Origin of the sequence: Gelidibacter japonicus (genome assembly GCF_010725055.1) — a bacterium.
GTDB lineage: Bacteria > Bacteroidota > Bacteroidia > Flavobacteriales > Flavobacteriaceae > Gelidibacter > Gelidibacter japonicus.
The window spans coordinates 57543-72280 of the sequence record NZ_BJKB01000009.1 but is presented as its reverse complement, the minus strand read 5'-3'; the positions used below and the strand labels follow the sequence as shown (position 1 = coordinate 72280).

The 14738-nt window shown below is 39.5% G+C and carries 9 protein-coding genes; 3 read left to right on the top strand and 6 right to left on the bottom strand.

The window, feature by feature from the left end:
• Nucleotides 1-137 precede the first annotated feature (137 nt).
• The 3 genes from G6N06_RS10605 to G6N06_RS10595 all read left to right on the top strand — a co-directional run bounded on the left by G6N06_RS10605 (nt 138) and on the right by G6N06_RS10595 (nt 3700).
• Nucleotides 138-1385 (top strand): amidohydrolase family protein, encoded by a 1248-nt coding sequence (locus G6N06_RS10605; RefSeq protein WP_163516661.1) that lies wholly within the window; start codon nt 138-140, stop codon nt 1383-1385.
• A gap of 288 nt (nt 1386-1673) precedes the next feature.
• Nucleotides 1674-2846: an MFS transporter gene (locus tag G6N06_RS10600; RefSeq protein WP_163516660.1), complete on the top strand. Its 1173-nt coding sequence runs from the start codon at nt 1674-1676 to the stop codon at nt 2844-2846.
• A gap of 122 nt (nt 2847-2968) precedes the next feature.
• Nucleotides 2969-3700, top strand: coding sequence for an MgtC/SapB family protein (locus tag G6N06_RS10595; RefSeq protein ID WP_163516658.1), 732 nt, complete (start codon nt 2969-2971; stop codon nt 3698-3700).
• A 407-nt stretch (nt 3701-4107) separates the two neighbouring features.
• Here G6N06_RS10595 and G6N06_RS10590 read toward each other — a convergent pair whose 3' ends face one another.
• From G6N06_RS10590 to G6N06_RS10565, 6 genes are all read right to left on the bottom strand, one after another.
• Nucleotides 4108-6447 (bottom strand): patatin-like phospholipase family protein, encoded by a 2340-nt coding sequence (locus G6N06_RS10590; protein WP_240338038.1) that lies wholly within the window; start codon nt 6445-6447, stop codon nt 4108-4110.
• Between the two features lie 158 nt (nt 6448-6605).
• Nucleotides 6606-8828: an FUSC family protein gene (locus G6N06_RS10585; RefSeq protein WP_163516656.1), complete on the bottom strand. Its 2223-nt coding sequence runs from the start codon at nt 8826-8828 to the stop codon at nt 6606-6608.
• Between the two features lie 285 nt (nt 8829-9113).
• Nucleotides 9114-11051, bottom strand: a complete 1938-nt coding sequence (locus tag G6N06_RS10580; protein WP_163516654.1) for an OmpA family protein — start codon at nt 11049-11051, stop codon at nt 9114-9116.
• Between the two features lie 21 nt (nt 11052-11072).
• Nucleotides 11073-12002: a PorP/SprF family type IX secretion system membrane protein gene (locus tag G6N06_RS10575; protein WP_163516653.1), complete on the bottom strand. Its 930-nt coding sequence runs from the start codon at nt 12000-12002 to the stop codon at nt 11073-11075.
• A 16-nt stretch (nt 12003-12018) separates the two neighbouring features.
• Nucleotides 12019-13266 (bottom strand): T9SS type B sorting domain-containing protein, encoded by a 1248-nt coding sequence (locus G6N06_RS10570; protein ID WP_163516651.1) that lies wholly within the window; start codon nt 13264-13266, stop codon nt 12019-12021.
• Nucleotides 13266-14726: a CshA/CshB family fibrillar adhesin-related protein gene (locus G6N06_RS10565; RefSeq protein WP_163516649.1), complete on the bottom strand. Its 1461-nt coding sequence runs from the start codon at nt 14724-14726 to the stop codon at nt 13266-13268. Before G6N06_RS10565 ends, G6N06_RS10570 begins: the two co-directional genes overlap by 1 nt.
• Between the last annotated feature and the right edge of the window lie 12 nt (nt 14727-14738).

Sequence of the window (14738 nt, the reverse complement as noted above, 5' to 3'; positions counted from 1 at the left end):
GTCAGCTCAAGCAAGGAAATAAAGCCTTATCTTAAAAAAGTTGTCAAAGCCTCTCCATTTCGGAGCCAGTCTCCGATTTGTGGCTATAGTAGACACAGCAATTTTTATAACTAATATTAATTAAATTCAGATTTACAATGAAAAAAAAATTCTTTAATGCAAAGATATATCGCAACGATGTAGCGACAGAAATGATAGTTGAACACGGGAAAATTACCCAGATCGGGACTAATTTACCTAAATGTGAAGAAGAAATCGACCTCGGCGGCAAACTTGTTCTACCACCTTACGTAGATCCGCATTTGCATTTAGATTATGTCTATACCTTATCTGAACTTGGACAAGCGGGAGCTGGTTCAGGTACCCTCTTTGAAGCCATTGAACTATGGCCTAAATTCAAGGAAACGCTCACTGTAGAAAGTGTAAAGAGATTGGCGATGAAAGGAATTAAAGATGAAGTTTCCCAAGGTGTACAACATATCCGTACCCATATTGACGTTACAGATCCAAACTTTACAGCACTAAAAGCGATGTTAGAAATGAAGGAAGAGCTGAAGGACATCGTTGATATTCAGATTGTTTCTTTCCCACAGCAAGGTATGTACATGTATAAGGGCGGACTTGAATTAGTGGAAGAAGCGCTGAAAATGGGAGCTGATGTTGTGGGAGGAATTCCACATTACGAACCCGCACGAGAATTCGGAGAAAAATCCGTGCACGATATCGTCCGTCTTGCTTTAAAATACGACAAGATGATTGATGTGCATTGTGATGAAACTGATGATACCCATTCGCGCTTTGTGGAATTATTAAATGCGCTGGTCCTTATGGAGGATTATGGTACCAGAACCACAGCGAGTCACACCTGTTCGTTTGGTTCAGCTGATAATTCCTATGCCTTTAGGATGATGGATTTATTCCAAAAGAGTAAGATGAACTTCATTTCATGTCCTACTGAAAATGCCTATTTACAAGGACGTCAGGATACTTACCCAAAGCGTAGAGGATTGACAAGAGTGAAAGAATTTATCGAATCTGGAATTAATGTGGCGTTCGCCCAAGATTCCATCAACGATCCATGGTACCCCATGGGAAATGGGAATATGATGAATATTTTGGACAATGGCATCCACTTGGCGCAAACGATGTCTCCAAAAGAGATTGAGACAGTTTTTGATTTGATCACCTACAATGGTGCCCGTTGTTTAAACATTCATGACAGTTACGGTTTAGAAGTAGGTAAAGCTGCTAACTTTATCGTTCTTAATGAATCAACCGTTTATGAAGCGATTCGCAAAAGAGTAGATGTATTAGCATCGGTAAGAAATGGTGATTTCTTATTCCGTCGTAAAGAGATGGCTTATGATGTTCCGTTGAGCTTTTAGATTTGTTTTAAGTAATTAAATAAACATAAGAGTCAGATTACTAAAAGTTTAGTTGCATACAAGTGTATTCTGATCATAATTAACCGCAAAGAGATCGTAAAGAAAATGCGCAAGAAACGCAAAATTTTAAATAATAATTACATAAACATTGCGACCTTCGTAGAACGCTTAGCGTTGTCCTTTGCGGTTAAATAGTTGTCACGACGCCTTATCATCAAAGTTAAAAACCGATATGATACAGAATATATAAAAAGCTTCGGCAACTTTCATAACATCTAAATTAAAAACATGAGTAAACAACATATTACAGAACAGGCCAAAAATGCTTTTCCGTGGCTGATCATGATCTTGATGTCGTCAGTGACCTTCGTAGGAATACTGTCCGAGTTGATGCCTTCAGGCGTCCTCCCACTGATGATGGCCGATTTGAATATCAGCGAGGTACAAACAGGAAATCTAGTGGGTTATTATGCCATCGCATCGGCAATATTTGCGATTCCTCTCATATCTTTAACCATGCAAGTCAACCGTAAATATCTGTTGATGATTTTGCTTGGTGGATTCGCCATTTCCAATATTATTGCAGGACTTGTTCACGATTATACGATTATTATTATCCTTAGAGTAATTGGTGGAATTTGTGCAGGTGTCATGTGGCCAATGATTGCTGCGTACGGCATGCGTTTGGTAGATGAAAAAGACCACGGAAAAGCCATCGCCGTAATTATGGCAGGAACAACCTTGGGTATCAGTGTGGGCATGCCCATCATGACCTCCATAGGAAATGATTATGGCTGGCGAACCGAATTTATTGGACTTGGAGGCTTTATTATTGTAATTGCGTTAATCAGTTTTTTTGCATTGCCTTCCATTCCAGGAGAAAAATTGACCAAAAGCTCATCGCCTTTCGCACTATTAAAAATACCAGAAGTATTAATTGTTCTACTGCTTACCCTACTTGGGGTTATAGCGCACTATGGCGTTTATGTGTATATCACAAGTCTGGTTGATGAAATTCAGTTGGCAGGAGGAGTTGAAAGTGCCTTATTGTTTTTTGGTATAGGCTCTTTGATTTCTGTACTGTTGGCCATAAAATATACCGATAAGCATTTAAGATTGCTAACCATAGCCATGTTTGCCTTGCTGATCATCTCTATGGTTATTTTTCTAATGTTCGGGAGAACAACTGGCATGGGGCATTTTGCTTTCTTTTTGTGGGGAGTTTCCTTTGGACCATTGGTTACTCTGTTACAGGCAGCAGTGAGCAGACAGGTAGAAACGGCAAAAGACGTGGCCACCTCCGTTCAATCTTCCGTATTTAACCTTTCCATTATGATTGCATCTTCTGCTGCAGGTCTATTGCTCGGTATTTACTCTCCATTGAGTTTAATTTATCTCGCCATTGCACTGTCCGTACCAGGAATCATTATTTCATTTTTTGCTAAAAAGTCGTTGAGTTGATATTTGAGTTATGATACCTTATGATTATGTTTGTATCCGGGTTTTCGTGTTTAGAAATAAAATGGATGACATCGTCATATTCCTTTTATGACAACGGTTTTGAACAATAAATAAATAATTATATGAACGGATCTGTGGAGATAACCGAATACATTTTTCGCATTGGAGCTGCATTTTTGTTAGGTGGAATTATCGGATTTGAACGACAGTGGCAGCAAAAAGATGCCGGATTAAGAACCAATACATTGGTAGCCATCGGTGCGGCATCATATGTGCTGTTGTCTTTAGATCTTCATAGTCTTTCGGGAGGAGATCCAGGAAGAGTTACGGCCCAGATAGTCACAGGCATTGGTTTTATAGGTGCTGGCGTTATAATGAAAGATGGGTTTGGAGTGAGAGGTCTAAACACCGCAGCAACTATTTGGTGCTCTGCAGCGGTTGGAACATTAGCCGGGATGGGCTTTTTTGCAGGAGCAATAGTGACTACCACCGCCGTCGTTTTGTCCCATTTGATTCTCAGGCCTATAAGTGTTCGATTATCAAAACTTTCAGCATATCGTAAAACCAAAGTTAAAGAAACCTATTATCAGGTCTCCATTCAGTGTTCTTTAAATATTGAATCAAACGTCCGGTTTTGGGTTTTAAGTCATATTGAAACGAATGATCAATTACTTCTGCGTTCGATCAACAGAGATATTATAGAAACAAATCCTGAAGAGATCATTATTCAGGTTGAGGTAGCAACTATCGGCAATCAGGAAAACTTGTTGGAAAATTTGGTGACCAGCCTGATCATGAAACTGGAAGTTACCCGTGCAGGTTGGAAGTTGGTGGGCCAGGAAACGGAGTTTTAGGTCTAATCCTATTCCAATTGAAAACTTTTATTTTTAAGTCGATAGATTGGACACTAATCTCGTCCTGTTTGGATTAGTAACTCATTTTCATTTAAGTGTACAATTTCAATACAAAAACTTAACCGCAACGTAAGGTTTGAAAAAGCGAATAGAATCAACAAGCTCAGGGCCCATCCGACCAGCACGTGAGGGAAAGTTCACGAGGTATAAATAGGAAATTTCTTTTTCGATCAAGGTAAGCCACGGATATCAAAATCCACTAGTGAGATTAAAGTATTGCAACCTTTGTACAACCTTTTGCGACCCCTGTGATAAAACTGATGACCTATTAACTTTTAGAAATTTAATATTATAATTGATACTGATTAGTGATCAATTCCTTTTGTAGGAAGGTTACAACGGTCTTATCAATTAGAACGATTTAGAGGAAAACCTATGCCAATAAAAAATCTAACGTTATTGGTACTATTGACCCATGAGACGTCAAAATTTACAGGCCCAAGAAGTGACTTGTAAGAAACCATGGCTCCAACAGAAGCCAGAAAGCTTGGATCTTCATGATTTTCCCACCTTCCTTTAGCTGAAAAGACATTGGTTATATAATCTTCAAAGTTTCCATAACCTACAGAAGCCATTTCAATATGGGGAATAAAATACACGTTACGAACTGACTTTATTTGAAGTCCAAGACCCAACTTTAAAAATTGACTGACGGCCAATTCATTTTCCGTTAAACCAGAAAATGTATAATTGTCACTCCTTGGATCGATAATATTTCCGCCTAAAAAATACTTTGCACCATAACCAAAAGTAGAAAAGAGAAAATCGTCGTCTTGGGTACGATCTTCAAACAGAAAACCAGAGTTCAGACTTAAAATTCCAATTAAAGTTGGTTTAAAGGAAACTCTTTCTTGAAATCCGAAACTCAATTTTGTGTAGTTGTTACTTGGCACATCAACCTTCACGACATTAGGATCTATATAACTCACTTGGATATCATTAGACAACGCCCTTGATAAAACAGCTTGAATCTGACTACCTTTTGTAGGGTATAATACATCGTTCAAATTGCTATATTTAAAATGAGCATACACCTCATAAGTTGAGAACCTATACTTTTTTAGATTTAATATATTATTTTTAACTTCTGGATCGATGGTAGGTTTCAATTGAGTGGATTCACGTTTGACACCAAAGCCAGCATAGCTTTTTAATGAACTTAAGTTTCTATTGACTTGATTGTCAAATTCAAGATAATTTAATTTAACCTCATCGACATTTTTTCCTTCAAGAAATATTTTTTGCTCAAGAATTTGACCAAAAACTTCGGTTCGCCACCACCAGTCCCTATCTCCACCAAAATTTTTCTGGTATTGTAATCTTGCTTTTGGTTGCTTAGCAAAGTCTAAAGTAATTAGGGACCGTGAGGCCTGACCTATAATATTTCTACCGGTATAATTCGCAATCAGTCCTGCTCCACGATAACCGTCAAAGTGCAACGAACCTTTGATTTGATGCTTTGATTTTTCAACACCTTTTAAAATAAGGCCAAATTGACCATCATCTCTTAAACGTGTGAACTCAATGTCTTTAAAAATTGTAGTTCCCATGGCCCTACCTAAGCCGTCTTCAATATCTTGGATCGTATATTCTTCATTAGGCTGCATCGCCGTTCTGGCTTTTACAAGTGCCAAGTTTGATTGACTAATGTCCTGATAGACAATAGTATCAAACACGAATTCAGTGCGAGTAACAGGGAGTTCATGTTTCCGCTGCTTAAATTTTTTCAATCTATTTGATAAAGCAACCAAAGCATCAATTTGTTGGTTGGTAGCCATTTTACCCTCTTCATAAATAGCATTTGCCTTGAAAAAGTCTGATGTGGAATGTGTTAAATAAGGAGCATGATCAATGAGTATATCACAAAGTTCGCGGTTTGCTGGCCGCTTTTTATTACTATTCATCATAGTCCCTTGAAATAGTAAGGCACTAATACTGTTTAAGCTCTCAATCGTTTTGGGATCGTCTCCTACATCACTCCCAATGATGATGTCTGCACCTAAATTCTTAGCAATATCTGCAGGGAAATTATTCAGCAATCCACCATCTACCAAAAGCGTATTCTCGTGTCGAACTGGTGAAAAGACTCCTGGAATTGACATACTGGCACGCATCGCCATGGCAAGAGAACCTTGTTCTAAGATCACCTCCTCCCCATTTATAATATCTGTTGCAACCGCCCTAAAAGGTATGGGCAAATCGTCAAACTGCTCTATCTCATAACTTGGAACAGCAAGGAAAGCAATAAACTCTCTCAAATTTTGATCATTGAGAAGATAGAGGCCCGTATTAATATTGCCGTTTTTAAAATCCAATTCTATTAAATACCTATTGTACTCACTTTTTTCTTCTGCACCAACTTTATTAAGCGACACTCTTCCACCCAATAACCTTTCCCAATTCGCGTTTTTTGTAAGACTTGCAATACTATCGCCTGAATATCCCATGGCATAAAGTCCACCTACAATACTCCCCATACTGTTGCCGACTATTAAGTCTGGAACAATATTCAAGGAATCCAATACTTGAAGCGTGCGGATATGCGCAATCCCCTTTGCCCCTCCTCCACTTAAAACCAACGCCACTTTCGGTTTTTTTTCTTGAGCAAAAACCACTTGTGAAAATGCCATACAGAATAGCAATAGGAATAGATTCAGATTGATTTTTGATTGTAAGATTTTGGCCATTTGCAAGGTGTTACTATTTCAAAAATAACAGTTTAATACCGATACCAGCAAAAGTAGTTCGAAAATCATTATTCGCACACCACTACAACTTGATTTTAAGTGCACCAACACAAGTATTCATTAAATTGTAAATTAATAGAACTAAATTCCACCTGCTATTAATCCAGCTCCATGGATTCAGCCAATCTGAGCATTTTACAGCTAATAGAATGCAACCATTCCAATTGTTCCCAAACCAGATGGGCCTCCTGAAGTCCTCGTACAGTTTCTTTATTCTGTGATCCCAAATTACTAATTTCTAAAGAATTGAGATTGGGCAACTGTTCCCCAAAAAGAAGTTCATTTTCAGGCAACGCTGCCGTCCCTTGGCATGTTTTATCCTTTAGGCATTGTACGACACGCTCCAGGTTAAGCTCTATCCTTTTTGTTGCAGTTATAAAACGTTCGGAGGCCTCTGTAGTGTCGTAGTTCTTTATGTAGGTACTTAAGGAAGCCAATGAGGCTAAAAAATTATGGTTCAAGACGACAAGTTCATAAACTTTATCCATTTCCCTTTGTTTCGACTTAGGCTCCTGTGTCATGCGCTGAAATGCCGAACTTAGATTGGAGGTTTCCAAGAATGCCTGTTTTCTCGCAATATTGTAAGAAGTTGGAATGTTTCCTTTGAGTTGATAATATTCAGTAATTTTATTGAGAAAATCCTTGTTGGCGCTCACACTTTTTTGGATACTTTCCTTCATTTCAACAAATTCCCAAGCAGGCCAAAGCCACAGCATTGCTGCATATGATAGTCCCGCTCCAACAAGCGTGTCCAAGATGCGGAATTTTATCAAGTCTAGGACATCAGGAATAAGAATGGCATAAATAAAGACCACACTCAACGTAATAAAAGTCGCCGAAGCCTTATAGTTTTTTTGCACCAAGGAAATTGCAATTACCAAAGAAATAACGCCCATAATGCCGTACACATAAGGATCCTGAATCAGAAAAACCACACCAAATGCTATGGCCCCGCCAATAAGTGTACCGATCATACGATCCTTCGCTCGGTTTCTTGTGAGTCCGTAGCTGGGACGCATGATGACGATAATGATCAACAAGATAGAGTATGGATTCTGAAAGGCAAAGATCGAACCCAGTGCATAACCAATCATCACTGTAACCGCCAACCGCACCGAATGTCTGAAAATGGTAGACTTAAAACTAAAGCTCCTAAAGTACAGCATAGGATCATAATCTTGGGGTGCAATAAAGCGTTGGGCCTTTTTCCTATCTATAAAATCGGCTTCGGCAATATTATGGTCCCCTAAAAGCCTTTTTATTCTTTTAAGTTTATCAGACTGTTTTTCTTGATATTCAAGCAGATTTTGAAGCATAAGATATTCCTCATAATACTCGGTTTCACGAAGCAAAGCCACCTCCTGTCTTGCCTTTTCAAAACATTGAATCATTGTTGCGTTCTTTGGCAATTTTCTATAGTCATTTCCGGCTTCATAAATCATCCGCAATTGAGAAGACATCTCAAAAATCAAATCCTGAAATCTTTTGACGTATTGAGGATGTGCGTTAAAAAGCGCATCCATCCGATCATAGTTCACCGGATTTGCAATGGCCGTTTCCAACATTTCTATCAATTGGGCAAAAATCAACAAGCGTTTATTCTGATAATTGGACCAACCGGACGCCTTTCTTGAAAGTATTAAAATCTCCCTGAGGGTTTCATGATTTGTCGTTAGATCGCTTTGCAGTTTAAGTAATTGAGATTGTAATTTTTCGTGGTCCTCATTTGGGTCTATCAATTTCCCTCGTGTTTCTATAAATTCTGCGGTAAGCAAATAAGTTTCGGACAAAAACTCCTCGGTTTCTGCCTTTGGGTTAATGCGATACCAAAGCTTGGACAGGAGCAAATACCAAAGTCCGCCCGTCCCTAACAACAAAGCATACTGATAAATTTCCAGTTCGGATTCGAGTGAAAAACTCAATACAAAGGCCATAAGACCCGAAAAACTGATAAGCGAAGCACGAAAACCATATACCGAAATTAAAGCGATGGCAAAAGTGATCAATCCCAAAACCGGAAGTAACAGCCACAGTTCAAAATGTAGATAGCCCTTTATGAAACTGACAATCATAACCAATGTCGCCGACATTAGAATGCCAAACTTTTTATGACGGAAGCTGCCAATAACATCGCTGGGCGAACTCCAGAAGGCACCAAAACTGAGCGCCAATCCAATTTCAAGATATCCAAGCTCTATGCCTATGAGTACAGGTAAAGTAACCGCAATGCCCACTCGGATGGCTTTTGAAAAACTAATACTTTTTATAAACTGGAGCAGTTCCTTAAAATTCTCGGAAATAAAAACTCTTACAGTACTCAAGGTAAATTGGTTTATATGCTAATATAGGGTTTTATGCAAAACCGAATCTAACACAAAAATAAATATGCTAGGATAAGGTAAGAATTAGTTCAACCAGCAAAACCCAATGCGCTTCGCTTTTGCGTTTTGGGTTTGGATCCCGCCCAAAAGCGGGATTAGTTCAACCAACAAAACCCAATGCGCTCCGCTTCTGCGTTTTGGGTTTCACTAAAAAAAAACCGAAGACAAGGCTTCGGTTTCTTAAGACGTTTTCCAAAAATTTTATTTAGTGTTTAATTACCCTTTCTAATCAATAATAATAAATTCTGAACGTCTATTTTTTTGATGCTCTTCAGCGGAACATGGGACACCATTGCTACAATTGTTCACCAATCTGCTTTCTCCGAATCCGACCGCCTGTAATCGCGATTCCGGGATGCCATTTTCGACCAAATATTTTAAAGTTGAGGTCGCACGACGTTGGGAAAGTCCTTTATTATAGGCATCATTTCCTCTACTGTCAGTATGTGAACGGATCTCCAATCGTATGTTAGGGTACTGATCAAGTACAGCCAAAACCTTCTCCAATTCTACTTGGGCGTCTTGTCTAATATTCGATTTATCAAAATCAAAATAGATGATTGGAATGTTCAACACCTTGGCAAGGTCGGTTCCAGTGACCAACGGAACTTCGTTGGTTTGCAATTGGAAATCGATGCGCTGATGCTCCAAGTTTGCCTTGGACAGAAACTCATCGGAATCATATCTTTCTTTTGTTGCTTTTACAAAATAGGTTTCAAACTTATCAGTCTCGACCGTATAAAAGCCTTCTGCATTGGTGCGAACCTGCTTATGGATTTTGTTGTTGGAATCGGTCAATACGATATTGGCGCCTTCAATTGGCAGTCCGGTCTGTTTGTCGGTTACCAAGCCCTGAATCTGGGCAAAATAGACATCAATAATAGGTGTTGTTTCCAAAAACGTATAAATATTATCGTAAACAAACGTACCTTCCGTATCAGAACGGTTAGAGCTTATAAAGCCCCTGTGCGTGGACTGGTCGATCCCAAAGGCAAAGTCATCGGCATAGGTATTAATGGGAGCGCCAACGTTCAGCAGATTGCCAAATCCGTCTTCTTCAATTTTTATATAGAAAACATCTAACCCGCCCAATCCAAAATGGCCGTCAGATGAGAAGTAAAGCTCATGGTCGGCAGAAACAAAAGGAAAAGTCTCCTTACCTCTGGTATTGATTTCAGGTCCCAAATTGACAGGCTCCCCTATACTCCCATCGGTGTTGATAATGGACACATAGAGGTCTGATTCTCCATAGCCCCCAGGTCGGTCCGATGAAAAATAAAGTTTAGTCCCATTTGGACTCAATGCCGGATGGGCGGTAGAAAAATGGTCGCTGTTGATGGACAGTTCTTCCGCTTCTTGCCATTTATTGTTGATTTTTTTCGATCTATAGATCTTTAATTTTTGATCATCCTTTCTGTTTTTTGCTGTGATATTGCTTCGGGTAAAATACATCGTATTGTTATCTGCTGTAAATACAGGTGAAGACTCATGGAACCTACTGTTGAGGTTACCAGTGAGCTTTACTGAATTACCAAGCGCCTGGTTCAAAGAATCCAGTTCGATACTATACAATGATAAAAAGCTAAGCCCGTCCCAAGCACTTCTTTTGTTCAAAAAGGTTTTACTGTCACTGGTTGAAGCGTAATAAAGGGCATTCCCCGATTTGAAATAACCAAAGGAGATGACATTTTCATCGTAAAGTTTTGAAATGGGTTCCACCTCATATCTTCCAGAGTTCTGCTGAATGAGATCCGCATAGTTCCTTGCGCTTCTCCCGCTCTTCAGGCCACTTTTGGCTGCGAAAGCATCATAAACATCTGAAGATTTATCATTCCCGGTAGCTTTCAAGGCTTGGGAATAGCGAAGATAAACAATGTCATTCTCAGGCTCAGGGTTGAGCTCAAACAAACGCCCATACCATTTTACAGCCTGATCATATTGTGCATTAAAATAATAACTGTTGGCCAATTTCGTGAAAAGTTCTTCGGATTGATGACCTTTTTCTGCAACGGCCAAATAAATTTTTTGGGCATTGACATAATCCAATTGCTCATAATTCTCTGCTGCCTTTTCCAACTTTTTTTCCTGTCCGAAAACTAAGTTCAAACTTGACAGGCCAAGGAAAAGTAAAACGAAACTATATATGGTAAAATTATTTTTCATGATATCTTCTTTAAAATACGATTAAAAGAATCTTGGATTGACTTTCGCTTTCATTCTGGTTCCTAATTCAAAGCGCAAAAATATCTCGTGGGATCCACTATTGTAATTCCCCAGTTGAGTGGTATCGTAATCATAGGAATAACCAATCATGAGATGATCTGAAATTTGGAACCCCGCCAATACACTAACCGCGGCATCCAATCGATAAGCAAGACCAAACGTTACACTATCGTATAATAGCGCATTGGCTGAAATATCTAAGGCCAATGGCGCTCCCACAACCGCTTTGGCCAAAACCGCCGGTTTTAATTTCAAATTCGAATTAATGTCAAACACATAGCCCCCAATCAGATAGACATGCGTCTTTTCTGTTGCGGTGGATACTTGGACATCATCATAATGATCGGTTTTCAACATATTTGGCGATGACAGGCCCACATACCACTTTTCGGTGTGCAGATAAAGACCGGTGCCAACTACGGGCGAACTGTTATTTTGCTGTCTCAGATTATAATCGTTGGGATCATAAATATTTAACTTATTTGGATCCAAATCCCATATCGATACGCCAGCCTTCATGCCAAACGACAGTTTTATATCGTTTGCCATGTTAATGGTGTAGGAGAAATCAGCGGTAACAATACTTTCTGAGGAAGGTCCAATCTGATCACTAGTAAATCCGAGCCCCAATCCAACGCCTTTAACACCTATAGGTGAATGCATTGAGAAATTGAGTGTTTTTGGAGCGCCATCCAAACCTACCCATTGATTTCTATAAATCCCAAGAATACTTAAAGAGCTACGTGAGCCTGCATAGGCCGGGTTGACACTTATGGTATTGTACATGTATTGCGTGTACTGGGAATCTTGCTGTGCTTGGGCGGAAGGGACCATGAACAGCAGACTTCCGAACAGCAAGAGCACAAGAAAATTTGATTTTTTAATAGTCATAAGAATTCGATTCAGATTATTCAGCACTTAAGTATAAATATCCAGCTTGTTTATGAAAATTATGCTCTGCCTGATCACCATACTGATATTCAAGAATATAAAAGTAGGTGCCAAAAGGTAATTTTTCAGAATTTTTCAAGGTCAATCGTCCCGAAGAGTGGCCATCAAAAACATTGCCGTTGACTCCATAATTATTGGTCTCAAAGACCTTGACCCCCCAACGATTGAATACCATGACCTTTAAGTTCTTGGCACAATCTATATTATTGGATTGATCGATCAGGAAATAATCGTTTTTGCCATCGTTATTGGGTGTTACAGAATTATAGACAACAATATTGCATGGCAAAATAAGATCCGATTTAACACGTGCAAAAGTAAAGACACCATAACCGTTGACTGCTGTGGTAACTGTTTGATTATCGAGATCGATGGCACCTCCTTCGTCTACCCACATGTTCATTGCGGCGTTCCAACGGACTATGGTCAGGTCACCTTGTACCGCACCAGCAATCATTGAAGCAGGTGTGGTCACATCTCTCCAAGAAAGAGCGATCAGGCCGTTATCCGTACCGCTACTATTTTTTTCTATGGTCCAGTATTCCCGGTTGTCAATTTCTTTTATCACACCAGCCTTAAGTGAATGTGGATAAAGCGCATTTGAATTCTCAAGGAAATATTTGCCTTCAAAAAAAGCGCCATTATTTTCAGGGTCAGAAATCCCTGCAAACCGATAATACCCACCGTCACCTATTGGGAAGGTGAATTCTCCCTCGCCCACTTTGTTCACAGGTCCATCCACATGACTATGATCCGATGTATTGATGTGGTAAGCATTGGTGTTGAATGTTATTTCACCACCAAAATTATCATTGTCCACAATACCATCATAAAAATCGGATTCCCCACTGATATGTAAGTTACCCAATAATTGGAATGGAGCGGCGTGGCTAGAGTTATTGAAATAGACATTATATAGGTAGCTGATTTTTGAACCGCTGAGCACCTGGTCGGAATTTCCTATAAATCGGGTAAGCCCCGTGTTCAGATGGAAATCCACAATGCCATCGTTATTAAAGTGGTCATAAATAAAAGTATCTCCATCATTGAAGAACGAACCCGTTGCCAGATTGTCAAAACGTTCAACCGTTGAGAATTGGGTAGCTTCACTGACGTATAACACACCTTGGTTGCTGGTCTGTGCCATCATATTGTTAGCAAGGAGCAGAAAAGCACTTATATGGAATAAAGATTTTTTCATCATTAATTTTTAAATTTTCCTTTACTATGTATCATAGGATTGGTAACTGCAGGAATCAATATAACCATCTTATGGTCTTCCACTTCTCCTGTATTTACAGTTTCCGTAGGTGAGATATTAGGAATTTCAGAAAGCCTAAGTCTTACAAAAGTACTATATGCTACACGTGAAGGTGGCACGATCCATTCCATGACTACACTTCCCATACCTCCTCCAGTTGAAGGAGCGAACACCTCAATTTTCTCGCTCGGATCAAAAGTGCCGCTCAAATCAAAATCAATCCATCCTGAAATATAACCATCATCATTACTTCTATAGGGGATGGTTGCCGTAATTAAAGAATTTGGAAGATAGACTTTATGAGAAAATATTTTATATTCCTCCGGCCATGCATCCTCTTCAAGAATTCCTGCAGGTCCGTGATTATTATCGCCTAAAGCATTACTTGAATACAATGGGGCCCTTTCTGTATCTGGAGCCGTGCTTCCCAAATGACTTAATTCTGTATTTGGAATTAAGCCCCCAGGCTGATATTCAGGAACATTTATATTTGTAGCATCAAAAAAAGGACCGCTTTGATTTGGAATATTATCCGTACTGAAGTTCAATCTTTGAATCAGATGCATTGGATAGCCATAAGTCAATGGTGCATCGCCACCATCCACATCAGGAGGCAGTAGACCTAATGCTATGGCTGTTAATCCACTTCCTTTTATAGTGGCATCAATGGTCACAGAAAGATCAGGATTGCTCCCTGTTTTTCGATAGGCAGATTCATTGAATTTTAAAAACGACACTGCCACGGTTTCTCTGTCATTTCCTTGGAGAAACTTCATGGTTCTCTTGGAAGTGGGAACTCCCCCTTCATTCACAATATCTTTTCGAACCCTATAAGGCCCCCGATTTAAATTTTTATTTACCTCCACTAAGGTCCATTCCCCATCGGCTGTGGTATGAATATGTTCGGTACTTGATAAGGACTCTGCATCGGCAACCACCAATCCTGCAAGCCGGATTGGTACACCGTCTATAGTAGCTTTACACACAATGGTTATTGTATTATTCTGACCACTAGTTGAGTTGATAATTCCCGATACCAATTGGTTATTAGACCCGACCCCGCCAATATTATAAAGATCATCAAGATAATCACCACTGTAATTTCCGGGCGCATAAGATCTTATGACGCCCCCGGTAATGGCAGTGATTTCTGCTTCAATACAGAGCCATTGGTTATTACCAAGCTCAATTGAAGCAAAGGATTTTGCTCCGACAGCCAATGTTCGACCATGTCTTCCATGAGGATGGGTAGTTTGATTATTAGATCCCCAGGTTAACCACAACACATCATCGATATAAGGACTTGAACCACCAGTTGCAAATGAGGCCGTCACTACTTCATTGGTGTAGCATTGTGCTTGCAACCTGGTAGAGGTTACAAGCATTGCTAATCCTATGCTCAATATGAAAGAATA

Excerpts from the sequence above, each read along its gene's own strand:
- G6N06_RS10575 (WP_163516653.1), bottom strand. The coding sequence starts at position 12,002 with ATGACTATTAAAAAATCAAATTTTCTTGTGCTCTTGCTGTTCGGAAGT.
- G6N06_RS10605 (WP_163516661.1), top strand. The coding sequence starts at position 138 with ATGAAAAAAAAATTCTTTAATGCAAAGATATATCGCAACGATGTAGCG.
- G6N06_RS10590 (WP_240338038.1), bottom strand. The coding sequence starts at position 6,447 with ATGGCCAAAATCTTACAATCAAAAATCAATCTGAATCTATTCCTATTG.
- G6N06_RS10595 (WP_163516658.1), top strand. The coding sequence starts at position 2,969 with ATGAACGGATCTGTGGAGATAACCGAATACATTTTTCGCATTGGAGCT.
- G6N06_RS10600 (WP_163516660.1), top strand. The coding sequence starts at position 1,674 with ATGAGTAAACAACATATTACAGAACAGGCCAAAAATGCTTTTCCGTGG.
- G6N06_RS10580 (WP_163516654.1), bottom strand. The coding sequence starts at position 11,051 with ATGAAAAATAATTTTACCATATATAGTTTCGTTTTACTTTTCCTTGGC.
- G6N06_RS10570 (WP_163516651.1), bottom strand. The coding sequence starts at position 13,266 with ATGATGAAAAAATCTTTATTCCATATAAGTGCTTTTCTGCTCCTTGCT.